General features: G+C 71.9%; 18 protein-coding genes. 10 read left to right on the top strand and 8 right to left on the bottom strand.

The genetic code is table 11. The annotated features are described in order from the left end of the window. Window positions 1-145: 145 nt before the first annotated feature. Window positions 146-1,273: a molecular chaperone DnaJ gene (gene dnaJ / locus K8638_RS19845; RefSeq protein WP_223756128.1), complete on the bottom strand. Its 1,128-nt coding sequence runs from the start codon at window positions 1,271-1,273 to the stop codon at window positions 146-148. 98 nt (window positions 1,274-1,371) lie between these two features. Beyond that, the gene (locus K8638_RS19840; RefSeq protein ID WP_223756127.1) at window positions 1,372-1,812 is read right to left on the bottom strand and encodes a hypothetical protein; all 441 of its coding nucleotides are present in this window, start codon (window positions 1,810-1,812) and stop codon (window positions 1,372-1,374) included. Window positions 1,813-1,973: 161 nt separating this feature from the next. Here K8638_RS19840 and K8638_RS44905 point away from each other — a divergent pair, with 161 nt between their 5' ends. After that, window positions 1,974-3,737 (top strand): ABC transporter ATP-binding protein, encoded by a 1,764-nt coding sequence (locus tag K8638_RS44905; protein WP_370644044.1) that lies wholly within the window; start codon window positions 1,974-1,976, stop codon window positions 3,735-3,737. A gap of 77 nt (window positions 3,738-3,814) precedes the next feature. After that, window positions 3,815-4,192: a hypothetical protein gene (locus K8638_RS19825; protein ID WP_223756126.1), complete on the top strand. Its 378-nt coding sequence runs from the start codon at window positions 3,815-3,817 to the stop codon at window positions 4,190-4,192. Between the two features lie 934 nt (window positions 4,193-5,126). On the opposite strand, the gene K8638_RS19820 is transcribed toward K8638_RS19825, so the two are convergent. Next, window positions 5,127-5,771, bottom strand: coding sequence for a hypothetical protein (locus K8638_RS19820; RefSeq protein WP_223756125.1), 645 nt, complete (start codon window positions 5,769-5,771; stop codon window positions 5,127-5,129). A 174-nt stretch (window positions 5,772-5,945) separates the two neighbouring features. On the opposite strand from K8638_RS19820, the gene K8638_RS19815 reads away from it, so the two are divergent. The 3 genes from K8638_RS19815 to K8638_RS19805 are packed head-to-tail and all read left to right on the top strand — an operon-like array spanning window position 5,946 to window position 7,542. Beyond that, the gene (locus tag K8638_RS19815) at window positions 5,946-6,170 is read left to right on the top strand and encodes a hypothetical protein (protein ID WP_223756124.1); all 225 of its coding nucleotides are present in this window, start codon (window positions 5,946-5,948) and stop codon (window positions 6,168-6,170) included. 46 nt (window positions 6,171-6,216) lie between these two features. After that, window positions 6,217-6,978 (top strand): hypothetical protein, encoded by a 762-nt coding sequence (locus K8638_RS19810; protein ID WP_223756123.1) that lies wholly within the window; start codon window positions 6,217-6,219, stop codon window positions 6,976-6,978. A 3-nt stretch (window positions 6,979-6,981) separates the two neighbouring features. Next, entirely contained in the window at window positions 6,982-7,542 is a 561-nt protein-coding gene (locus K8638_RS19805; protein WP_223756122.1) for a hypothetical protein, read from the top strand. Window positions 7,543-7,554: 12 nt separating this feature from the next. Here K8638_RS19805 and K8638_RS19800 read toward each other — a convergent pair whose 3' ends face one another. From K8638_RS19800 to K8638_RS19780, 5 genes are all read right to left on the bottom strand, one after another. Further along, the gene (locus tag K8638_RS19800; protein ID WP_223756121.1) at window positions 7,555-8,391 is read right to left on the bottom strand and encodes a hypothetical protein; all 837 of its coding nucleotides are present in this window, start codon (window positions 8,389-8,391) and stop codon (window positions 7,555-7,557) included. Continuing rightward, window positions 8,388-9,341, bottom strand: coding sequence for a hypothetical protein (locus tag K8638_RS19795; RefSeq protein ID WP_223756120.1), 954 nt, complete (start codon window positions 9,339-9,341; stop codon window positions 8,388-8,390). The genes K8638_RS19800 and K8638_RS19795 overlap by 4 nt, the downstream gene beginning before the upstream one ends. 1 nt (window position 9,342) lies before the next feature. Next, window positions 9,343-10,890 (bottom strand): pilus assembly protein, encoded by a 1,548-nt coding sequence (locus tag K8638_RS19790; protein WP_223756119.1) that lies wholly within the window; start codon window positions 10,888-10,890, stop codon window positions 9,343-9,345. Then, window positions 10,872-11,666 (bottom strand): TadE/TadG family type IV pilus assembly protein, encoded by a 795-nt coding sequence (locus K8638_RS19785; protein WP_223756118.1) that lies wholly within the window; start codon window positions 11,664-11,666, stop codon window positions 10,872-10,874. The genes K8638_RS19790 and K8638_RS19785 overlap by 19 nt, the downstream gene beginning before the upstream one ends. 165 nt (window positions 11,667-11,831) lie before the next feature. Next, a complete protein-coding gene (locus tag K8638_RS19780; RefSeq protein ID WP_223756117.1) occupies window positions 11,832-14,891 on the bottom strand; it encodes a helicase-related protein in 3,060 nt (1,019 codons plus the stop codon). A gap of 240 nt (window positions 14,892-15,131) precedes the next feature. On the opposite strand from K8638_RS19780, the gene K8638_RS19775 reads away from it, so the two are divergent. The 5 genes from K8638_RS19775 (at window position 15,132) to K8638_RS19755 (ending at window position 23,631) form a co-directional block, all read left to right on the top strand. Next, window positions 15,132-16,976, top strand: a complete 1,845-nt coding sequence (locus tag K8638_RS19775; RefSeq protein ID WP_223756116.1) for a PAS domain-containing sensor histidine kinase — start codon at window positions 15,132-15,134, stop codon at window positions 16,974-16,976. A gap of 261 nt (window positions 16,977-17,237) precedes the next feature. Continuing rightward, a complete protein-coding gene (locus K8638_RS19770) occupies window positions 17,238-19,076 on the top strand; it encodes a cytochrome C (protein WP_370644043.1) in 1,839 nt (612 codons plus the stop codon). A 33-nt stretch (window positions 19,077-19,109) separates the two neighbouring features. Beyond that, the gene (locus K8638_RS19765) at window positions 19,110-20,270 is read left to right on the top strand and encodes an FIST signal transduction protein (protein ID WP_223756114.1); all 1,161 of its coding nucleotides are present in this window, start codon (window positions 19,110-19,112) and stop codon (window positions 20,268-20,270) included. A gap of 3 nt (window positions 20,271-20,273) precedes the next feature. After that, on the top strand, window positions 20,274-23,228 hold the full coding sequence (locus tag K8638_RS19760; protein ID WP_223756113.1) for a response regulator: 2,955 nt from the start codon (window positions 20,274-20,276) through the stop codon (window positions 23,226-23,228). After that, window positions 23,221-23,631, top strand: coding sequence for a response regulator (locus K8638_RS19755; RefSeq protein WP_223756112.1), 411 nt, complete (start codon window positions 23,221-23,223; stop codon window positions 23,629-23,631). Before K8638_RS19760 ends, K8638_RS19755 begins: the two co-directional genes overlap by 8 nt. Window positions 23,632-23,637: the final 6 nt, after the last annotated feature.

The following is a 23,637-nucleotide window of genomic DNA, read 5'->3' as shown; positions in this document are numbered from 1 at the left end:
ACGGAGCGGGGGGAAGATTCCACAGGGAAACCCCTCCCCTTTTGCAGTGCCCGTGCCCGTGCCCGCCCGCCGTGCGGGCGTCGGCTGCTTCACGCTCGCGCGGCCCCGGGGCCGCATGGGCGTGGCCCGGCGCCCGCGGGCGTTCTCAGCCGAACAGCTCCTTCACCTTGGCGAAGAAGCTCTTGGACTGCGGGTGCGACTCCTCGCCGGCGGCCTCCGCGAACTTCTCCAGCAGCTCGCGCTGCTTCGCGGTCAGCTCCGTGGGCGTCTCCACCACCACGCGCACGTGCTGGTCGCCGCGCTGCTGGCTGTGCAGGTGGGGGATGCCCTTGCCCTTCAGGCGGAACACCTTGCCGGACTGGGTGCCGGAGGGGATGGTCATCTTCACCTTCCCGTCCAGCGTGGGGACGTCGATTTTCGCGCCCAGCGCCGCCTGGGTGAAGGAGATGGGCACCTCGCAGAAGACCTCGTACTCCTCGCGCTGGAAGAGCGGGTGCTCCTTGACGATGACGGTGACGTAGAGGTCTCCCGGCGGGCCGCCGCGGTCTCCCGGCTCGCCCATGCCGCCCAGGCGCACGCGGGTGCCGTTGTCCACGCCGCCGGGGATGGCCACCTCGATGACCTCCTCGGAGGGCACCTTGCCGCTGCCCTTGCAGCGGGTGCACGGGTCCGGCACCACCGCGCCGGTGCCGCCGCAGTCACCACACGGGCGGGACACGGCGAAGAAGCCCTGCGTGTAGCGCACCTCGCCGGCGCCGCCGCACGTGGAGCACGGCCGCGGGCCCGCGCCGCTCTTGCTGCCGGTGCCGGTGCACGTCTCGCACTTCTTCGGCCGCGGAATCGTCACCTTGGGCCGGCAGCCGAAGGCCGCCTCCTCGAAGGTGATTTCGAGGTTGTAGCGCAGGTCCGCGCCACGCGAGCTCGTCCGCCGTCCACCCCGGGCTCCGCCGAAGATGTCGCCGAAAATCTCGCCGAAGATGTCGTTGATGTTGACGCCCTGGAACCCGCCGCCGGCGCCGCCGAAGCCCTCGAACGGATTGCCCGCGTGGCCGAAGCGGTCGTACTTCGCGCGGCGCTCCGGGTCGCTCAGCACTTCATAGGCTTCCGAGGCCTCCTTGAACTTGTCCTCGGCCTCCTTGCTCCCCGGATTGCGGTCCGGGTGGTACTGGAGCGCCACCTTGCGAAACGCGCTCTTGAGCTCCTGTGCGGAGACGCTCTTCTGGACGCCCAGGACCTCGTAGTAGTCGCGCTTCTGACCGCCTGCCGCTGGCATTCGTCACAACCCCTGGAAATTACTGTGCTTTTCGCTGACGCGTGGAACCTTGAGCCACTATAACGCAGCGAAACGCACCAGCAATCCAGGGGTGTTGCTCAGACAGTCCACACGCGGTTGGCCGTCAGCTCCATGCGAGCCAGCCGGCGCTTGAGCCCCGGGTCCACCGGTCCATTGGCGGCCCACTTCGGTACGACGAAGTGCAGCTCCGCGTTGTAGAGCTTCGCGGCGCTGGCCAGCAGGCTCCAGCGGTTCTCCGCCGTGGGGTCGTCCACCATGTGCGGGGTGACGATTTCCAGGATGATGGGCGTGCGGGCCGAGTCGGACTGGCGGCACGTGAAGTCGGGCCGGTGGTCCTCGATGGTGCCCGAGAGGATGGGCGGTGGCATGAAGCCGGGGAGGCGGGCCTTGATGTCCGTGTACCCGATGGTCCGGAAGTACTCGGCCATGAGCCACAAGAGCCGCCGGCGCTCCTCGTCCTCAATCACCGGCTCGCAGCCCGGATTGAACAGGGCCTCTTTTTCGTTATTCGGTTCCATGGCTCCCATGAAGCTGTCCGCAGGGGCGGAATGGAGCAACGGAACTGGCCTGCCTGCCGCGGGCGGCCGGTGGCTGGGCAGGCGGCAGGGCACGGCGGCGGGGCGCGTGCCTCTGGCCTTGGACGTCGCGGCGACTCGGTGACAGAGTCCGCCGCCGAACAGTGGCTCCCCGACCTTCTCCCCACGTCTACCGCCGGCTCCTCGGCTACCTGCGCCCGTACCGCCCGTTGCTCGTGGCGGGAGTGAGCGCGTCCCTGGTCGCCGCGGCGGCCACCTCCGCCTATGCGTGGGTCGTCGGCCCGCTCCTGCGCGCGGTGCTCACGGGCGACCCCATCACCGTGGCGGGCGTGGCGCTGCCGGGTGACGCGTTGCTCGAGAGGCTGCCGCTGCTGGTGGTGCTGATTGCGCTGGTGAAGGCCACGGCCCAGTTCCTCCAGGGCGGGCTGATGCAGCGGCTGGGCCAGCGGGTGATGGCGGACCTGCGGGGCTTCCTCTACGGACGGCTGCTCGGCCAGCCGCCCGCGTTCTTCGAGCGGCGCCACTCGGGAGAGCTGCTGACGCGCTTCACGTCGGAAGTGCCGATGGTGGAGTTCGCCGTGACGCAGGCACTCACCTCGTACATCCGGGATGGGCTGCAGATTGTCGCGCTGCTGGTCACCTGCTTCCTCATCGATGGAAGGCTTTTCCTCTTCACGTTCATCGTGGTGCCGGTGACCGTGCTGCCCATCAACCGCTTCGCCCGCTCGCTGAAGAAGGTGGCCGCGCGCTCGCAGCAGCGGCTGGGGTCTCTGACGGCGCTCACCGCCGAGCAGCTCCAGAACCTGCCGGTGGTGCAGGCCTATGGCGGACAGGCGCGCGCGCTGGAGACGTTCGACGCGGAGGCGGAGCGGTACCTGGGGGAGATGCGCCGCTCGCTCTTCCTGCGCGGCGCGGTGAGCCCCACGGTGGAGTGGCTGGGCATCGCCGGGGTGGCCATGGCGGTGGCGTGGGGCGCGCGCGCGGTGGCGGCGGACCCGGCGCTGGCGGGGCGGCTGTTGTCCTTCATGGCCGCGGCGCTGCTCCTGTACCAGCCGGTGAAGTCGCTGAGCGGCACGCTGTCCCAGGTGATGATGGGGCTGGTGGCGGCGGAGCGGCTGTTCGCGCTCGCGGACGAGCCGGCGCCGCCGGACGTGGGTGACGCGGCGGGGCCGCTGTCGAAGGCGCTGGTGCTGGAGGGCGTGCGCGCCACGTACTCGGACGGGCGCGAGGCGCTGCGCGGGGTGGACCTGGTGGTGCCCGCGGGCGCGCGCGTGGCGCTGGTGGGGCCGTCGGGCGCGGGGAAGACGACGCTGTTCTCCGTGCTGCTGGGCTTCCTGCCCGCGTCCGGGGGACGGGTGCTGTGGGACGGCGCGCCGCTGGCGGGGCTGAAGCCCTCGAGCGTGCGTGGACAGGTGGCGTGGGTGCCGCAGGAGCCGGTGCTGTTCTCCGGGACGGTGCGGCACAACCTGCGGCTGGGCAGGCCGGAGGCGACGGACGAGGAGCTGTGGGAGGCGCTGCGGCTGGCGCACGCGGAGGACTTCGTGCGCTCGCTGCCGGGCGGGCTGGATGAGCCGGTGGGAGAGCGCGGCGGCCGGCTGTCCGGCGGACAGCGGCAGCGGCTGGTGCTGGCGCGGGCCTTCCTGTGCAGGCCGTCGCTGCTGCTGCTGGACGAGCCCACGAGCGCGCTGGACGCGGCGAGCGAGGCGGCGGTGGGCGCGGGCCTGGCGGCGCTGATGAAGGGGCGCACGGTGCTGGTGATTGCCCACCGGCTGTCCACCGTGCGCGACGCGGACCTGATTGCCGTGGTGGAGGGCGGCCGGGTGGTGGAGGCCGGAACACACGCGGAGCTGCTCGCGCTGCGCGGGCGGTACACCCAGCTCCTGGGCGAGGGCGCCGTCGCCGCGTGAGGCGCCCCGCGGGTGGCGGGCCTCCCCTTTCCGTCCTTGCCTCCCCGTCCCCGCTCTGACACCGTCCTCCCCGTCCCATGCGTCACCGGGAGCCCCTGTCCCTCAACGCCCTGCTGCTCGTGCCGGCGCTGCTGCTCGCCGCCCTGGCGTGTGTGGCGGTGTCGGCCCGGCAGGTGACGCTGGCCGCGGCGGCCACCGTCACGCTGGTGCTCCTCCCCATCGTCTTCCGCCTCTGGACCCGCACCTGGTACCGGGGCCTCGTGCTGCGCGGCGTCGGCGTCTTCCTCATCGGAATGCACGTGCCCCTGCTGCTCGGCGGCGCCCTCGCCTACGGCCGCATCGGCTGCGCCGAGGGCGGGTGCCCGAGGCTCTACCTGATGGGTGTGCTCGTGTCGCCTGTCGTGGGGGCCCTCTCCAGCGTCGTCTACTGGCTGGTCGGTCGTCCCCCGGTCTGAATTCACAGACTTACCCGGAGAGACTACTCTCTCCTGAAATGCTCGTTCCCCTCCGGCTCCGTCTCGCGCCCGGGCTCTCCGTGGCGTCGGCCGTGCCTGTCACGGTGTTGCTGTGGTGCTTCACACTTGCGCCACTGATGCACGGCTCTGTCGAGCTGGCGCGCACCGTGGAGGCCGCGGGGCCATTCGCGGCGGTGGTGGCCCTGGCCCTGCTCGTGGAGCTGCCGCTGCTGTCGCTGGCGCTGGCCAGCACGGGCATGGAGCGGCGGGTGCCGCTGGCCGTCATGCTGGGCATGGCCACGCTGCCGTGGATGCTGGGCCTCCTGGGCACGGACGTGCTCGCGGACCGGGCCCTGGCCACCCTCCCCCAGCGGGACACGGTGGAGGAGGGCCTCGCGCGGGCCATCCACACCGGACAGGCCATGGCGCCGCGGCTGCTCGGCGCGTGGACCAGCGTGGCGCTGCTGTTGGGGCTGGCCCTGGGGCTCGCGCTGGCCCGCTTCGACCCGAGCCACCCGGAGACCGCGGCCGGTCCCCGCCGCGCGCGCGGCCTGCTGCTGGCCAGCGGCGTCTGCGCGTCGCTCGCCTCCGTCGCGCTCGTGGGCGTGCTGGAGGCCCGGCACCTGTTCGAGCTGCTGACGGGGCTGGAGCGCGCCCCGGAGCCGGGCCGCCTGGCGCTGATGGCGGAGGGGCTCGTGGTGAGCGAGCGGCTCCGCCTGCTGCGCTGGGGCTGCACCGGCGTGCTGGCGGTGCTCGGCTTCCTGTCGCTGGCGCGGCGTCCCACCGGGGACAGGCACTCTGCGCTGGGGTGGTCCGCCCGGCTGGTGCCCGCCGTGGCCGTGGCCGTCCTGCTGGTGCTGGACGCGTACCCCATGCAGGCCGTCATCGAGCGCCCACCGGTGGCCATCCCCGCGGGCCAGGGGGCCCTCCCGCCTCAGCCCAGCAGGATGAGCGTCAGGATGACCAGCCCCACCACCAGCCCCACGCCGAGCACGGCGAGCATCACCTTGCCCTCCGACTCGCGCACCACCGGCGGCGGCACCTCGTTCGGAAGCGGCTGGCCGAACGCGAGCTGAACCTCCGGAGCCGGGGCCTCCTCGGGCACCAGCGCCGGAAGTGTCGGCTCCGACGGGCGCTGCGCGCCCTGGGTGTGGGTGACTCCCTCTGCCATCTCGAGCCCCTCGCGTGCCAGCGCGAGCACGCGCTGCATGTGGAGAATGTAGCGATCCTGCCCCGTGTACGTGCCCATGGCCATCGCGGCGCGCAGCAGCCGCTGCGGCACGAGCTGCGGGTCCGCCTTCACCACCACCGCGGGGGAGGCCTTGCCGCTGGGGCCGCGCTCCAGGCTCCCGGTGCGCACGCCCTGCCCGCTGGCCCAGATGTAGTGGTCCTCCAGCAGCGTCAGTTCCTGCCGCTGCACGCGCCCGTCCGCGTCCACCAGCGACAGCAGCTCCGCGCCGTCCGGGCACAGGTGCCACACCGTGCGCAGCCCGTTCTCCCCCAGCGGCCCCTCCACCGCGTGGACCCGGTAGAGCGCCTGTACCGCCGACTTCAACGTCTCCACGGAGCTGTCTGCCATGTGAGAACCGAGACTAGGAGCGCCCGGCCGGAAACGGAAGACGGCCGGCCCCTCGGCTGCCCGGCTCCACACGCTCCTCGACCCTGGCGCGCCTTCCTAGCTTGAGGGACGGGACGTAGCACGTGCGGCAGCGGACACCCCGTCCGCGCCGGGGCTCCCCCAGGAGGTCCGCTCATGGCCATCATCATCCCCGACACTCCCATCGAAGCGCCCTTCACCGTCCCCGCCAACCGCCGGGAGGTGACGGAGGAGGACACGGAGGCCTTCCTGCGAGGCCAGGTGAGCTGGGACGGGTACGCCGCGCACGGCGGTGGCCACGTGCCCGAGGACTACGCGTGGCCCTCCAACCCGAAGGAGCACCAGGACGAGCTGATGGGCGAGTGGCCCCACGAACACTGAAGCCGCGTGCGCCCGCTCGCCCGCTGGGGTTAGCGTCCGGTCCAACATGAGCCGCTCCCGTGACAGAGGTGCCGACTTCCAACGCCAGTTCGAGGGCGCGCAGACGCTCGACGGACTGCTGGACCTGGCCGGCAGTGCCCTGAACAGCGCCCAGGTGCTCGCCCGCATGCAGGCCGCCCAGGCCGAGGGCACGCCCTACTCCGCCCTCATCCCCACCCTCTTCGAGGACGAGCCCCGCTTCCCCTCGCCCGACATCGCCCGGCGCCTGTACCAGAACCTGCTGGGCCTCTGGGACCTGGTCGAGGAGGGCAAGCCGGTGCGGCTGGATGACGGGCCCCGCCCGCCCCGGCCGAAGAAGGTGAAGCCCACGCCGCCCGCGCCCTTCCACCCGAATGAGCCCTCCGCCGAATTCGTGGAGGCCGCCTGGCGTTATCTGGAGGACGACGAGAAGGCGCGCACGCGCCTCACCCATTCCTTCGAGAACCGCCAGGACGCGCTGCTGGGCGCGCTTGACGCGGCGGGGCTCACGGACGAAGGATACGGCGTCGCCCGCCACCTGCTCTTCGAGCTCTTCGCGATGCTGGAGCTGGGGTGGCCGCCGGGACTCACCCCCGTGAGTCCGGCGGCGCTGGAGGCGGACACGGACGCTCCACCGGTGCCCCAACCGCTGCGGGACTACGCGGACGAGGCGCTCTACGAGGCGGAGCAGGACGAGGAGCAGCCCCTGTCCTCCGAGGAGCTGGAGGTGGTGCGGCGTCTCGTCCGTCGCGGACTCGCGGCGCTCTGGAGCGCGCGCAAGGGGAGATGAAGGATGGCCAAGGACAGGGACGACAACGGCGGCGGCTTCTCCGGGAAGCGCAGCAAGACGTGGCGCGAAATCGACGCGCAGCGCGGCAAGGGCAGCAAGTACCACTCCCGCCAGGACGACCCGGCGCAGCAGAAGATTGAGCGCAGCGCGAGCTACCAGAAGTACAAGGCCGCCGCGGACGCGCTCTTCACCGGCGGCGAGCTGCCCGAGGGGCTGGCGAAGACGTTCGACCCGGAGGGCAAGCGCAAGGCCCAGAAGCAGGCCATGCAGAAGGTGACGGAGTCCGAGACTCGCGCCGACTGGGTGAAGGCCGTGGTGGACTACCTGGAGAAGTATCCGGAGCTGCCCGAGGACGCGTACTTCCTCGACAGCCTGCTGGACCACCCGCGCGAGCGAATCGTCGACAAGGCGCTGGCGAAGCTGGAGGTGCTGGCCGACGAGGGCAAGCTGAAGACGAAGGTGCCGCAGAGCCTGGACCAGCGCCTGAAGTCCGTGGAGCTGACCAGCATGGACCCCGACATGCAGGGCCGCGCCAAGACGCTGCGCGAGAAGCTGCGCGCCTGAGGCCGGTACACCTCAGGGTCTACCGGCGGGTGGAGGCACTCCCGGGGCGCTCCGCCCCGTGCGGTACACGAGCACCACCGCGCGAAGCCCGCCCGCGCCCGGCTCGTGCACCACTCGGAGCTCCTCTCCGGAGCGGGTGAAGAAGCCCGGCTCTTCTTCCGCGCGGCGCCAGCCGTGCTGTGCGAGCGCACGCGCGTAGAAGGCGTCCACGTCGGCTCCGGACAGGGGCACGTGGAAGGCCAGCGTCCGTGCGCTCTCCCCGCCCACGCGCAGCACCTGGCTCGCGCCGGGCGGCAGGGGCGCGAAGTCTCCCGTGGCGAGGGGCTCGCGGCGCAGAGCGTGGTTGGCCTCACCGAGGTAGAGCGTGGTGGTGCCGTCGTCCTGCGGCTGCATGATGGCCGTGTACGTCACCCGCCGGCGAGCATCCACGCCGGTCAGCATGACAGCGCCGCTCGCGAACTGGGACTGCTCCTTCCCTGGCGGGACGTAGAGCCCACCGTCCCGGAACGCGTCCGCGAAGCGCTGCACCAGCTCGGGCAGCCGCTCCTTCACGCGCACCGCGCGCAGGGCCACCGGGACGCCACCGGCCTCGACGATTTCGTTCGCCTCGACGTGTTCGATGACGCGCAGCCGGGGCCAGGCGAAGCGCGGCGGCTCGGCCTCCTCTCGTGGCGCTGGGGCCGCGCTCGCGGCCGGAGCGGCCGGACCGCCCGTCGCCGCGGCCCGGGAGCCCGCCACCGCCGGGGCAGCGGAGCCCGGAGACGCGGCGCGGGACTCCGCCGTGCCCGGAGCCCCGGGCGCCGCGCCGAGCAGGCCCACCGCGCACACCGCGAGCGCGGCGTGCCTCACCGGGGCACTCCCAGGAAGTGGTTGCTCCGGGGGGCGGCATAGGAGGGACTGTTCGGCGCGTTGAAGGGCGTCACCTCCCAGCGTGACTGTCCTCCCGCGTGCGTGGGGCCGATGTTCTCCTCGTAGTCGTCCTCCTCGCCCCGGAAGCTCATGAAGAACTGGTCCTCATTCACGGAGGCCGCGCCCACCACCGCCGCGAGCGCGGAGCCCGCGCCCCCGCCTCCTCCATTCGCGCGGAAGATGCGCTCCGTCCACAGGGAGTAGTCCCGGTTGGCGCACGGCGCCCCGCTGTCGATGCTGAGCGGACACGCGCGCCCCTCCTCCACGCCCGACAGCCCCCAGTCATCCAGCAGCAGCCCGAAGCGGCCGGGGCACGTGTCCCCCGACGCGCGCCCGGCGGCACAGACGGTGAAGGCCGCCGCCGCGCGACGGTGCGACACCTGGAAGAAGCCGTCCGCCCCTTCCATGAACCGGCCCACGCGCATCGCCCTCAGCCGCGAGGACGCCGTGCACGCCATGCCCTGCGTGCCCACGTCCATCGCGGCGGCCAGCGCCGGGCCCGCCGCTCCCGGCGCGAGGCCCGGCACGCCCGCGGGCAGTTCCGCGTCGCACCGCACCTGGATGGGCAGCGCCCGCGCGATGGCCTGCTGGATTGGCATGCCCGTGCCGCCCATCCGCTCGCGCCCGTCGAAGTCCACGTAGCGCGCGGCGGCCTCCGCCTCCGCGCCCGCCACCGCGCCACGCCGTCCCCACTGGCCCGCCTCCGGGTCGTGCAGCACGCGCCCGGTGGCGTCCCACAGGGCGAAGTTGGCGGCCTCCTGCACCTTCAGCGTCAGCGCCCCCACCTCCGCGAAGTAGATGCCGAACACGAGGATGGTGACGAACACCATGAGGCCCAGCGCCGTCTCCACCAGCGACTGTCCCCGGGCCGCGCGCGAGCGTGAGCGCATGTCAGTCCCTCCCCCGCGTGGGCCCACCGCCCCGGTAGCCCTCTTCCCGCAGCCGGCGCAGCGCGTCCGCATGCCCGGTGAAGCCCGCGCGAGCCAGGCTCTCCAGCGGCCGGTCGTCGATGGAGCCCTCCACATTCACCAGCGTCGCGCGCCAGAAGGGGTTGAGGAAGTTGGGAGGCTCGCGCCAGCCGCCGCCCTGCACCGCGGGACGCGGCCGGTGGTAGTAGGCGATGCCCGCGGAGAGGGCCACCTGGTTGCGCCGCACGTCCTCGCGCCCCGTGGGGAGGATGCGGCCCAGCGGGCTGGCGTTGTCGAAGTCGGTGTGCCGCGCCTCCTCGAAGAGGCGGAAGCGGAAGAACAGGTTCCACGGGTCCGGGTGGTTGCGCCGCTGCTCGCTGGCGTAGTCCCGGTGCAGCATCGTGTACAGCTTGGGCTGGCCGTAGTGGTTCTCCGCCCCGCGCTGCACCTCGGCCACGTTGTAGGCGATGGAGAAGGGCCAGATGCCGGGGCACGTCACGCACGCGCCCAGCGTGTGCGCCTCGTACGTGGGCTCGCCATTCTCCGGCGTCTGCCCCGGCGGCACGCGCGCGCCGTACACGTGCTGGTCCTCGTGCGTCTGCTCCTCGTCGGACATCACCCACGCGTCCGTCGCCACCGCCGGCACCGGAGGCCGCGAGCGGCACCGCGTGGGCACCACGCCGCGCGAATGGTCATGCCCCCACGAGTTGCGGCCGGAGACGGTGCCGTACGTCGACGGGTCCATGCCCGCCGCGCTGTCGTAGTGGCGGAAGGCCGTGGACACGGCGGCGCCGCCCGTGCCGAAGCCCGCGCTGCCCCCGGGCCGGTTGTGCACCCACGTCCAGCCCAGGCTGCCCATGGTGGCGTTGAGGCTGGCGCGCCCGGCGCCACCGGCGGGACACACCGCGCCGCCGCCCACGCCGCAGGGCACCCCGCTCCCGCGCATCGCGTCCATCAGCGCGCCATGCTCCGGCACCTCGTTGCTCCCGTTCAGCTCGGAGAAGGCCTTGGCGGCGCCCTCGGGCGTGGCCTGCAGCTCGGGGTTGGCGGCCCGGGCGATGCGCGCGGCGAGGTTCTGTTCCGCCACGTGCTCGGTGAGCAGCTTCGCGTAGATGTCGAGGCCGGCGCGGTAGAGGGTGCCCGCCTGCCCTTGCAGGTTCTTCACCTGCTGGCCCGCGGCCATGTCCGCCTCGTGCCACTCGTTGGGCTGGATGTCGCCGGGGCACACCACGTTGTGCGCCGCGTACTCCTGGCTGCTGTGGCTGATGAGCGCCTGGGTGCCGGCCATGGCCACCATGTGCGCCACCTGCGCGCGGTTCATCACGGCAATCGCATTGAAGGTGCGCGCCGTGGCCACGGCCTGGCTGTAGGCGGCCGCGTCCGCCGCCATCTGGATTTCCACGCGCTCCTTCGCGCGCATGCCGAAGCCCAGCGTCATCAGCACCAGCAGCGTGAGCAGGAGCAGCGTCAGCGCGAAGAGCACCAGCGCCTGGCCCGCTCGCGCGCGCGTCCTCAGCCGTGGGGGTTGCACGCGGGACCTCCCTGGAAGTGCTCGGAGCGCACCGGCGTCATCATCCGCATGGCCGCGCTGACCTGGATGGGAAAGAGGTAGTGGCCCCGCTCGCTCCACTCCACCATGCGCCGGCTCAGGTCGCCTCCCGGCCACCCGTCCCGGCCGAGCGTCTCGTCCGTCTCGCCCCACCACGCCGCGCGCCGCTGCGCCGGCATCAGCGGGTTGGTGGACGTGTAGCGCTGGAGCGCGAAGTGGGCGAGGAACATGCGGCTCATCACCCAATTCGCGAAGGGGATGCGCATGTAGTACCAGGCCACCATGCGGATCTCCAACGTGCGCGCCCGCAGCGCCGCCGCGTCGTTCGTGGGCTGGTCGAAGAGCAGGTCCTCGCCGCCCTCCAGGTTCGCCGCCCACTCCGCGTCCGGCGACTCGCGCACGATTTCCACCAGCGGCTCGTTGAACTCCGCCCCGGTGGAGGAGCTGCGCACGTGGAAGTGGTTGTGGCGCCGGGGGGAGAAGGCGTCCGCCAGCGCCTCGGCGCTGTCCGTGCGCGCCACCGTGGGCAGCATCGTCACCAGCGCCGAGTGCATCATCGGCAGGCACTGGCCATGGTTGAGGCTGCCCGCGCGCACCGCCCGGTACACCGCCACCTGCGCGAGGATGCGCGCCTGCAACATCAGGAAGAGCTGAAGCGTCCCCAGCACCAGGAACACCACGAGCGGCAACGTCAGCGCCGCCTCCACCGCGGCCTGTCCCGACTGCCCCTGCCTCCGCGGACCGCCTCGGTGTCCCATGACACCTCCCGGATTCCCTGTTTCTGGTTGATTGAGGAATCGGTCAAGTGGACGGGGGCCACACACGTGCGCACAGCCCCACTGTCCCAGACACAGCTGGACTGTGGGTGGCGCAAGTGGGGCCCCCGGGTGTCCACTGGCGGACACTTCGTGCCCGCCGGGGCGTCAGCGGTTGATGACGAAGCCGCAGGCGGAGTCGAGCACCACCTTGGCTCCCGCCAGGGCCTTCAGCAGCCGCTCGTAGTGGGTGCGCTCGGCGTCGAGCTGCGCCTGCACCGCCTCGGCGGACAGGCCCTGGTGGGCCAGCGACAGGCGCAGGCGCTCCGCCGCCGCGTCGCGCTCGGCTTCAATGGCCTTGCGCGCCCGGGTGGCCAGCTTCGCCAGCTCCGCCTCGGCGGCCTTCTGCCCCACGGGCACGGCCGCGTCCACGAAGGGGCCGAAGCCCGGGAAGGCGCGCGTCACCTCGTCACCCTTGAGCGCCTTGCCCTCCGCCTCCAGCGCGGGCAGCACGGTGGTGTCCGCCTTGGGGCCTCCGGCGCCCTCCACCACCGCCACGTGCAGCAGCGTGCGCTCCAGGAAGCGCGCCAGCTGGCGGCTGGGCACACGCGCGCCCGGGGAGGTGTCCTCCGGCTCCGGGAGCTGCACGTGGTAGAGCAGCTCCAGCCCTCGCGCCTTCAGCGGCCCGCGCTTCTCGATGAAGCGGAACGCGCTGCGCCCGTAGGGCCCGTCACGCAGGAAGCCGAAGAGGGCCTCCACCAGCGGGTGGCCGGTGGCGAAGTACTCCAGCTCCTCCGCCTCCACCGCCGTGTCGCGCCAGAAGGTGCCCAGCACCGTCCGGTCCTCCATGACGTCGATGCCCGGCAGCCCGTCCACCTTCAGCGCGTGGCCGAACTGGAAGGCCACCTGGAAGGCCTCCACCTGCTCGTCCGTGTCCACGCCGATGCCCACCCGGCGCGCCAGCTCGGTGACGCTCTCCTCCAGGCGCTCGTCCAAATCACGCGCCACGCCCCACAGGCCGTCCTCCAGGCTGGGGGCCTCCTCGCCCTCCTCCCCCTCCTCGTCCTCGTCGGCCTCGATGCCCATGCGCTCCTGGGCGCGCTTCACCAGCCGCTCCACCGCGGGCTTGTCGAAGCTGCGCACGTCCAGCAGCGGGTCATACGCGCGCTTCACCTGCGCGCGCGCCGCCTCCACCTTCGCCTTCAGCTCCTGGGCGTACGCCACCCGGGCCTCGCGCGGCAGCAGCGCCAGCTCCGCCAGCCGGTCCTCCACCTCCTCCAGCACCGCGTCCAGGCCGCCCACCGTCTCGCCGAAGACGCCCACGGCCTCCGACAGCAGCATCAGCACGTCCGACGCCAGCGTGCCCGCCGGGTCGAAGACGTGGATTTCCACCGGGTGCGTCTGGCCGATGCGGTCCAGGCGGCCGATGCGCTGCTCCACCGTGGCCGGGCTCCAGGGCAAATCGTAGTGCACCAGGTGGTGCGCGAACTGGAAGTTGCGGCCCTCGCCGCCCACCTCCGTGCACAAGAGCACCTTGGGCCCCTCCGGGTCGCGGAAGCGCGCCACCTGCCTGTCGCGCTCCACCAGCGGCAGGTCGCCGTGGTAGCCCAGCGCCTCCACGCCCTCGCGGCCCAGCTCCGCCTGGAGCATGTCCAGCGTGTCGCGGCTCTCCGTGAAGACGAGCACCTTCGCCGCGGGCTCTCCCTTCCAGATGCCGCGCAGCACGCCGAGGAAGGCGCCGAACTTCGCGTCGCGCGCGGGCAGCTTCAGCGTGTCCGCCTTGCCCTTGAGCGCGGGGTTGGCCTTCACCGCGCCCGCGAAGGCGGCGGGGCTGGACTCCAGCCGGCGCAGCACGTTGCCCAGCGGCGCGCCGCGCAGGTTGCCGCCCGCCAGCGCCGCCAGCGCCGCGTCGCGCACCTTCAGCTCCTCGGCGGGCAGCTCCACCGGGTGACGGTGCAGCCGGCGCGTGGAGAAGCCGCCCACCACCGCGCGGCGGTTGCGCACCAGCCTGTCACTGAGGCTGTACGTCTCCGCGAGGTGCTGGAGCAGCGCGTCCCTGTCCTTCAGCGCCGCCAGCTTCGTGTCCCCGGGGAAGCGCTTCGCCAGCGCCTGCACCGCGGCGGAGGGCTTGCCTCCCTCCATCAGCGCGCGCACCGCGGAGGACAGCTCCTCCTGACGCTTCAGCCGCTCCTCGAAGCCCTCGACCGTGGGCGCGGTGGCCGCGTCGATGAGCGTGAGCAGCCCGTGGTACTCCGCCGGGTCCAGCTGCATGGGAGTAGCGGTGAGCAGCAGCAGGCCCCACGAGTTGCCCGCCAGCACCTTCGCCGCCTCGAAGGCCTTCTCGCCCTTGAGGTGGTGCGCCTCGTCCACGATGACCAGGTCCCAGAAGGCGTCCTCGGCTCCCAGCTCGCGCCGGTGCTCCGCGCTACGCGACAAGAGCTCCAGGCTCGTCACCACCAGCGGGAAGCGCGCCCACGGGGAGACGCCCGGCGCCTCCTTCAGGGACTGCTCGTACCGGTCCGAGTCCATCAGCGTGAAGAGCTGGTTGAACTTGTGGAACAGCTCCACCAGCCACTGCACGGTGAGGTGGCTGGGCGCCACCACGAGGCACCGGCGCGCGAGGCCCGACAGGCGCAGCGCGCTGAACACCATGCCCGCCTCAATCGTCTTGCCCAGGCCCACCTCGTCCGCCAGCACGAAGCGGGGCCGGCGCGCGGACAGCACGCGCTGCACCACGCCCACCTGGTGCGGCTTCACCATGATGCGGCTGGCCAGCAGCGCGCCCAGCGCGTCGCAGCGGCGCTCGTCGTCCAGCACCAGCGCCTGCTTGCGCAGCGTGAAGGCCTTCGCGTCACCCACACGCCCCTCGCGCAGCGTGGACAGCAGATCCGAGCGCGGCGGCAGCGCGCGCACCTCGGACTCGGGCAGCTCGTCCTCTTCTCCGGTGTCCGCGTAGCGCAGCACGTAGCGGCGCAGGCCGCGCGCGCCGGGCTCCTCGCGGACGACGAGGGCCAGCTTCCCCTTGTACGTCACCACCGGCTCGCCCGGCGGCAGCGGGTACTGCACCAGCGCGCCACCCTTGGTGGACACCAGCACCGGCGCGTCTTCCCGGGCGGGGAAGGAGACGAGCGCCTTGGCGCCCTCCTCCTGAAAGGAGATCAGGTGTCCCACACCCCATTCGGGCTGCGGGAGGTAGCGGACCTTCGAACCTTCAACGAGAGGCTTCATGGGGGGTTCGCCTCATAACCCCCCGCCACCACGAAGGCCATTCCGTCAACGCCCCTCCCGGAGCGCGCCGGGGAGGCCTGGAGGCGCCCGGGTGGGTTGCCCGCACCCCACGGGAAGTCACGAAGTGCCTGGGGTCACTCGGCCTCGTCCAGCGGGGTGATTTTTTCGTTTCTTCACATCTGGGATGCTGCATTCGCCTGTCGCACGCGCTTGCCGGTGCGGCTGGGGGGGAGTGCCACGATGATGCGCCGTTGGACGTTCGCTCAGCGAGTGGGAGCGGGTCTGTCCGCTTGCCTGCTGGCCGGTCTGCTGCTCCTGGGGACGCTGCTTTCCGCCGTGTACGGTCCGCCGCTCACGGGAGACACAGGGCACGGTGCGCTGCCGCAGGCCCTGCTGGCGGGCCTGCTGGGGCTGGCCGGCGTGGGCACCCTGGGCTTCGTGTTGCACCGCACCCTGGCGCCCCTGCACGCCCGGCACGAGCACAGCGAGCAGCGCCTGCAGCTCCTCATGGATGGAGTCACGGACTACGCGCTGTGCTTCCTGGACCGGCATGGCCGCGTCACCGCCTGGAGCGCCGGGGCCGCGCGCCTCAGCGGCTGGGCGGAGGCGGAGGTGCTCGGCCGGGACGCGGACAGGCTCTACCCGGAGGACGAGGTGGCCGCGGGCGTGCCCCGCGCGCACCGGGAGCGCGCCGCGCGCGAGGGACGCCTGCTGTCCGAGGGCTGGCGCCGGCGCCGTGACGGCTCGCGCTTCTGGGCGGAGACGCTGCTCACCGCGCTGCACGACGGGCGCGGCCGGCTGCGCGGCTTCGCCGAGGTGACGCGCGACATCACCGAGCGCCGCCGGATTGAACGCGCCCAGGCCCTCTTCGCGGAGGCCGGCCGCGTCCTCCAGCCGCTGTCCGGCGCGCGCGAGGTGGGCGAGGCCCTCACGCGCCTGTGCGTGCCGGAGGTGGCGGACGCCTGCATCCTCTTCATGCCCTCCGAGGACGGCACCGTGCGGCCGCAGGCCGTGGCGTGCGCGCAGCCCGAGGCCGCCTGCCGCCTGTGGGAGCCGCTGCTGCGCTGCCCCGAGGACGGCGAGGAGGGCCCCTCCCGCGTGGTGCGCACCGGCCGGAGCGAGCTGCTGCCCGAGCTGGACGTGGAGAGGACGCCGCGGGCGCTGGACGGCACCGCGCACGGCGAGCTGCTGCGCGCGCTGGGCGTGACGTCCGCCCTCACCGTGCCGCTGGCCGTGGGCAACCGCGTGCTGGGCGCGCTGTGCCTGCTGTCCACCGGCCCCCACCGCCGCTTCGGCGAGGTGGACCGCGCCTTCATGGAGGAGCTGGCCGCGCGCGCCGCGCTCGCGCTGGACAACGCGCGGCTCCTGACGCAGGCCCAGGACGCGCTCGAGCTCATCGGCGTGGCCGCGCACGACCTCGGCAACCCGCTCAGCTCGCTCCAGCTCAGGCTCTGGCGGCTGCGCTCGCTGGCGTGCGCCGGCGAGCCGCGCATGCGCGACGGGCTGGCCGGCGCGGAGGCCGAGACGCGGCGCCTGGGCCGGCTGGTGCACAACCTGCTGGATTTGTCCCGCCTGTCCGCCGGCCGCATGGTGCTGGACACGGAAGAGGTGGACCTGGCCGCGCTGGCGCGCGAGGTGATGGACCGCCACTGCGAGCAGGCCGCCGCCTCCGGCTGCGCCGTCACCCTGCGCATGGAGGACGGCGCCACCGGCCAGTGGGACCGCCAGCGGCTGGACCGCGTCGTCACCAACCTCGTCAGCAACGCCCTCAAGTTCGGCCGCGGCCGGCCCGTGGAGGTGCGCGTGCACGCGGATGCCCACCACGCCCGCCTCACCGTGAAGGACGCGGGCGCCGGAATCGCTCCGGAAGCACAGCAGCGCCTGTTCCGCCGCTTCCAGCGCGTCCACTCCGGCGCCCAGGTCCCAGGCACCGGCCTGGGCCTCTACATCGTCCGCCAGCTCGTCGAGGCCCATGGCGGCTCCATCCACGTCCAGAGCCGCGCCGGGGAAGGCGCGGAATTCACGGTTGAGCTGCCGAGAATCCCACGTGTCACGTCCTGCCTGCCTGCTGAAGCCCGGGCGTAACGATGAAGGGACACCGCACCCGCAGTGAGCTTCTATCCACTTGATAACACTGCGGGTTTGGACCCTGGTGTACTTTTCGCCCCGTAGTTGAACGACTCTGTCCATTGCAGATAATCTTCGTATGGCCAAAAAGGCTCGAACCGGGGAAACCCGGTCACGGGAGAGCCCCGGCCCGACTCGCCCCCCGGCGAAGGGCTACAGGGACCACTGGCCAGGGGCGCCATGGCGGCGTCCGCTTCTGAACGTACGAGGAGAGTCACGATGGGCGGTCTTGGAGCCTCCCCCACGGGTCGCGACGGGTCTGTTTCGCGCCTGCCCCCCCTCCTGGCCATCGGCCGGGCAGCCCTGCTGTCGTCCCTGGCCGGCGGGCTGCTGCTCGGCTGCGGCGGCGAGGAGCTCGCGGACACGCCCGAGGACACGCTGGACGCGCAGTCCCAGGCGGTGTCGTCCGACGAGCGCCGTCCGTCTCCGGCTCCCTCCGGCGCGGTGGGCCTGGCGCTCGAGGTGGAGAACGGCGTGGGCCGTCCGCTGCGCGTGCGCGCGGGTGGCACCTTCTACGTCAATCAGATCGACATCCGCGCCGCCGTGCAGTCCTCCACCGACGAGGGCCTGGGCACGCTGCGCACCGGCAGCGACTTCGCCGGCCTGGGCTGGGGCGGCGTGCGGCAGGCGGACCAGGAGGCCGTCGGCGCGCCGGGCCCCTACACCCGCCGCCGCTTCTACCGCGACGCCGCGTGGATGGACGTGCCCAGCTTCTTCATCGTGGAGCCGGTGGACGCCCACGGCCGCCTCACCGGCCGGCCGGTGATGCTGAACGCGGGCAGCGAGTACAGGCGCCGCACGGAGCGGGATGACTTCTTCATCCGCCGCTTCCGCGCCATCCAGACGGCCTCGGGCTGCGCCACCCACGACGACTGCTCCGGCTCCACCTCCTTCGAGGAGGAGGCCCTGGTGGAGCTGCGCAACGCGTATGACCACGCCAGGGCGAAGACGCTCACCTTCCGGCCCGGCACCCGCGCCCTGCGCCTGCGCTGGAGCCTCCGCCCGGCCGCCCCCTACGAAATTCCGGTGGAACAGGTGGCGAACCCCCAATACGCCTATGGCTTCGCCATGGACGTCGTCCCCCTCACCCCGCCCCGGCCGGATGGCACCTATGCCCCAGGCTCGGAAATCACCTTCCAGCTCACCCTGCGGGACGGGGCGGGGCAGCGCCTCCACCCGGCCGGCAGCCTGCCGGCCTACAATGAGGTGGCGCCGGACGGGAATGAGGCCGGCATCAACTACTATCGGGCCTTCTTCGATGCGTCGACGACGTACTACCGCCGCAAGCACCGGGAGCGGATGCTGATGACGCAGATCATCGGGCCGGCGCAGCACATCCAGCCCATCCGCTCCATCGTCGGCCTCGACGCCTTCCTCGACCCGGCCGTGGACGAGCAGGTCATCGCCACGCCGGAGCGCGACGGCGTCTTCTCCCAGTTCGCCACCCTGCCCTTCGCCAACGTCCTCTTCCGCGGCGCCTTCTTCCCCAACGAGGGCCTCTGGGACAGGCCGAACACCGACATGTGGCAGTACACGATTCCGGCCAACGCCGCCCCCGGTACCTACCTGGTGACGGTGAAGGGCCGCCGCACCTACCTCGGTGAGGACATCCCCGGCTCGCGCACCATCGAAATCCAGGTGGGCACGCCCGAGCGCACCCGGGCCACGCTCACCACCGGCCCCTGCAACAGCTGCCACAGCCAGGGCGGAGAGCTGTCCCAGGTGCTGCACGCCAACGACAACCGCGCCGCCTGCGCCGGGTGCCACGCCCCGCTCGCCTTCGAGCTGGAGGGGCCCATCTTCGTGCGCACCCACTTCATCCACTCGCGCTCCAACCGCTTCGATGCCCCCCTGGAGAAGTGCTCCTCGTGCCACCTGACGAAGGAGAGCACCCAGCGCACCAGCAAGGCCGCCTGCCTGTCCTGCCACAAGAGCTACCCGGACAGTCACGTGGAGCACTTTGGACCCATCGAGAGCATGTACGTTGGCGGCGGGCCAGAGTCGTTCCAGCAATGTACCGGCGCCTGCCATAATCAGCACCCGGGCAGCGGCCTCTAGCCGCGCGGCCCGCCCTACCCCCGGAGGTCCTCCATGGCACAAGTGAAGATGCAGACGGCTCGCACCACGTTGAAGGAGCCGGATGCCGCCGCGGAGGACCTCGTCAGCCAGCTGGGAAGCGCCGCCCCCAAGCTGGTGACGATGTTCGCCTCGCGGGAGAGGGACCAGCTCGCCCTCAACCGCGCGGTGCGCGCGAGGCTGCCGCCCACCACGCGCCTCGTCGGCGCCACCACCGCGGGCGAGCTGGACAACACCGGCATCCACGAGGGCAGCGTGGTGCTGGGCGCCCTCTACGGTGACCTCGAGGTGGGCCTGGGCCTGGGAACCGGCCTGTCCGTGGACGCCATCGGCGCGGGCGCCGCCGCCATCAAACGCGCCTGTGACGACCTGGGCGTGCGCCAGCAGGACCTGGACCCGCGCCGGTACGTCGGCCTCGTCATCGACGACGGCTTCCGCTACAAGAAGGAAGAGCTGCTGCTCGGCATCCTGGAGAAGAGCCAGACGCTGGTGCTCGTCGGCGGCGGCGCCAGCGACGACAACCGCGACCCGGCCCGCCAGTCCGCCCTCATCCACGTGGACGGCGAGGTGGCCGGCGACGCGGTGCTGGTGGCCCTCTTCAAGACCAACGCCCCCTGGGCCGCCCTGCGCTCGCACTGGTACGTGCCCACCGGTGAGAAGCTCACCATCACGAAGGTGGACGAGAGCCACACCCGCGCGCTGGAAATCGACGGCAAGCCGGCCGCGCAGCGCTACGCGGACATCCTCGGCGTGGAGGTGAAGGACCTCGAGTTCGGCACGCCCCAGGGCTTCGCCGTCCGCCCCACCGCCCTGCGCGTGGGCCGCGAGTACTTCATCCGCAGCGCCTGGAAGCCCCTGGACGACGGCTCCATCCTCTTCGCCAACCTCCTGGAGGAGGGCACCGAGCTGGAGCTCATGAAGCTGGGCGACATGGCCGGCATGACGCGCGCCTTCTTCACCGACGAGGTGCCCCGCCGGGTGCAGAACCCCCAGGCCGCCCTCCTGTTCCACTGCGGTGGGCGCATGTGGTATGCCAACGCCACCAACACCGTGTCCGAGCTGGCGGAGACGCTGAAGGCCGCACCCACCGCCGCTGGGCTGAACGTCCATTTCGAGATCTACTCGGGCTTCCACATCAACACCACGCTGACCACGCTGGTGTTTGGGGCAAACTGAGCCATGGCCTCCTCCCAGTCGCCTTCCGAGACTCCGGCGGACACCGCCACCCTGCTGCTCGTCGCGAGCGAGCGTGAGTGCCAGCGCGTGGAGGAAGCGCTCGCCGCCGCGGGCGTGCAGGTGAAGACCGAGCGGGCCACCACGCCGGCGGCCGCCGAGGCCGCGCTGTCCCAGACGTGGTCGCTCGCCCTGTGCGGCTCCGAGGTGCCCGGCATGGGCTTCGCCGAGCTGCAGGCGCTCTGGCGCCGGCACGGCAAGGAGCTGCCCTTCGTCGTCATGTCGAGGGACTGGAGCGACGAGACGCTCGAGGCCAGCGTACGGGCCGGCGCGCTCGACTACGTCACCGAGGACCGCTTCAGCCGGCTGGCGCCGGTGGTGAGCCGCGAGCTGCGGATGACGGCCGACCGCCGCCGCCACAGCGCCACCGCCGAGGAGCTGGTGCGCACCAACTACATCATGGAGAACATCATCGACGCGCTCCCCTTCATCCTCTTCGTGAAGGATGCGGAGACGCGCCGTCTGGTGGTGGCCAACAAGACCTTCGCGGAGACCTTCAAGGTCACCAAGCAGTGGCTGCTCGGGAAGCTGGACCACGACTACTTCCCCAAGGAGCAGGCGGACTCCTTCAACGCCATCGACACCGAGGTCCTCGAGACGAAGCAGATGAAGTCCTTCGAGGAGGTGGCCCGGGCGGACGGCGTGGACCGCGTCTTCTCCACCCGCAAGATGCCCATCCTGGACGAGCACGGCGTGGCCCGCTACGTGCTGGGCGTCACCGAGGACATCAGCGAGCGCAAGCAGAGCGAGGAGCTCCTGCGCGCGTCCCAGGCGGAGCTGCTGGCCGCCAACAAGCAGCTCGCCGCCAGCCTGGAGGAAATCAAGCGCACCCGCGCCGTGTCCGCGCGCTCGCTGGCGTCCTACCAGCAGCGCGCGCTGCAGATGGAAATCATCCGCCAGCAGAACGAGGACCTGGACCGGCTGGCCCAGGAGCTGGCGGTGGCCAAGCGCAACGAGGAGGAGCGCGCCCGCGAGGCCGAGGCCGCCGCCCGCCTCAAGAGCGAGTTCCTGGCCAACTTCAGCCACGAAATCCGCACCCCGCTCAACGGCATCATCGGCTACTGCGACCTGCTGATGCGCGAGGAGGGCAACCGCCTCACCGCCCACGGCCGCAGGGACCTCAACGTCGTCAAGACGAACGCCAAGACGCTGCTGGCCCTCATCAACGACATCCTGGACCTGTCCAAGATTGAAGCGGGCCGCGTGGAGGTCGTCACCGAGGACGTGGACGTGCAGGAGCTGGCCGACGAGTGCATGGCCACGGTGAAGGAGTACCTCAAGGGCAAGGACGTGGCCCTCACCACGAACATCGACCCGGCGACGCGCGTGCTGCGCTCGGACGCGCTGAAGCTGCGGCAAATCATGCTGAACCTCCTCAGCAACGCCGCCAAGTTCACCGAGGCGGGCGAGGTGGCGCTCGGCCTGGTGCCGTCCGGCAACGAGGTGGTGATGACGGTGGAGGACACCGGCGTCGGCATCCCCTCGGACCAGCTCCCCTTCATCTTCGAGAAGTTCCGCCAGGTGGACGGCTCCACCACGCGCAAGGTGGGCGGCACCGGCCTGGGGCTGGCCATCGTCCGCGAGCTGTCGCGCGTGCTGGGCGGCACCGTGTCCGTGACGTCCACGCTGGGCCGCGGCTCCACCTTCACCGTGCGCCTGCCCAACGCGCTGGAGACGCCGGTGGACGGCATGACGTCGCTCCCGCTGCCGGAGACGCGCGGCGTGCCCATGTCCGAGGTGGCCCAGCACCTGGGCTCCATGGCGCAGCCGGGCAGCACCGTGCTGGTGGTGGACGACGACCCGCTCATCCAGCAGCTCGTGGCCGGGCAGCTGGAGCCCGCGGGCTTCAAGGTGGTGACGGCCGAGGACGGCATCGCCGCCCTCAAGCGGGCCCGCGAGGTGAAGCCGCAGGCCATCCTCCTGGACATCCACCTGCCCAAGCTGGACGGCTGGTCCGTGCTCAGCCAGCTCAAGAGCGAGCCCTCGCTGTCCGGCATCCCCGTCATCCTCATCTCCGTGGAGGAGCAGCGGGCGCGCGGCTTCTCGCTGGGCGCGTGTGAGTACCTCGTCAAGCCGGTGGAGCCGGAGCGGCTGGTGGAGGTGGTGCAGCGCAGCCTCGGCCTGGCCGCCACCAGCTCCGCCCAGGTGGGCGAGGTGCTGGTGGTGGACGACGACGCCGCCACCCGCGAGCTCGTCAGCCGCAACCTGCGCCGCGCCGGATTCTCCACCGCCGAGGCCCGCAGCGGCGAGGACGCCATCCTCAAGGCCCGCGTCTCCCCGCCGGCGCTGGTGGTGCTGGATTTGATGATGCCCAACCTGGACGGCTTCGAGGTGCTGCGCCGGCTGCGCGCGGAGAAGCTCCAGGTGCCCGTGGTGGTGCTCACCGGCAAGACGCTCTCCTCCGAGGAGGAGGCGCTCCTGCGCGACGGCTTCGCCGGCTTCGTGAAGAAGGGCGGCCACGCGCTGGAGGACGTCATCGCCCAGGCCAAGGGCCTGCTGCTATCCCAGCGCGCCGCCAGCGCGGGCAAGCTGCCGCGCATCCTCTACGTGGAGGACAGCGCGCAGAACCGCGACATCGTCCGCCGCTACCTCGGCGGCCTCTTCGAGGTCATCGAGGCGGAGGACGGCGAGCACGGCCTGGAGCGCGCCACCCGCGACAACCCGGACCTCATCCTGATGGACCTCTCCCTGCCGCGCCTGGACGGCTGGGAGGTGACGCGCCGCCTGCGCGCCGTACCGTCGGCGGCCAACGTCCCCGTCATCGCCGTCACGGCGCACGCGGGGCGCGAGTACCAGGACAAGGCGCACGCGGCCGGCTGCACCGCGTATCTCACCAAGCCCCTTGATCGTGACCAGTTGCTCGAGATGATCCGCAAGCATCTAGGGAGAACCCATGCCTGAAGAAAAAGCACGCGTCCTGGTGGTGGACGACGACCCGGACCTGCTCGACCTCGTGCAGCGCTCGCTGAGCGCCTATGGGTTCGAGGTGCTGACGCACACCTCCGCGCTGGGTGTCTCCAACCTCGTGCGGCAGTCGGAGCCGGACTTCGTCCTCATCGACGTGAACTTCCCCGCCCTCAAGGGCGACAAGGTCGTCAACCTGGCGCGCCAGTACGCGTCGTCGAAGACGAAGTTCATCCTCTACTCCGCGTCCGACGAGTCCAAGCTGCGCTCGCTCGCGCTCGCCTCGGGCGCCGACGGCTACATCTCCAAGAGCGTCCAGGGCGAGGAGCTGGCCCAGCGGCTGCGCTCCTTCCGCCTCAAGCCCCGGCCGCCCACCCCGACCCCGGCCCCGGCCACTTGACGTAGT

This window comes from Myxococcus sp. RHSTA-1-4, assembly GCF_020037125.1.
In the GTDB taxonomy this organism is placed as follows: domain Bacteria; phylum Myxococcota; class Myxococcia; order Myxococcales; family Myxococcaceae; genus Myxococcus.
The sequence above is the reverse complement of the archived record's forward strand: the minus strand, read 5'-3'. Positions and strand labels throughout refer to the sequence as shown.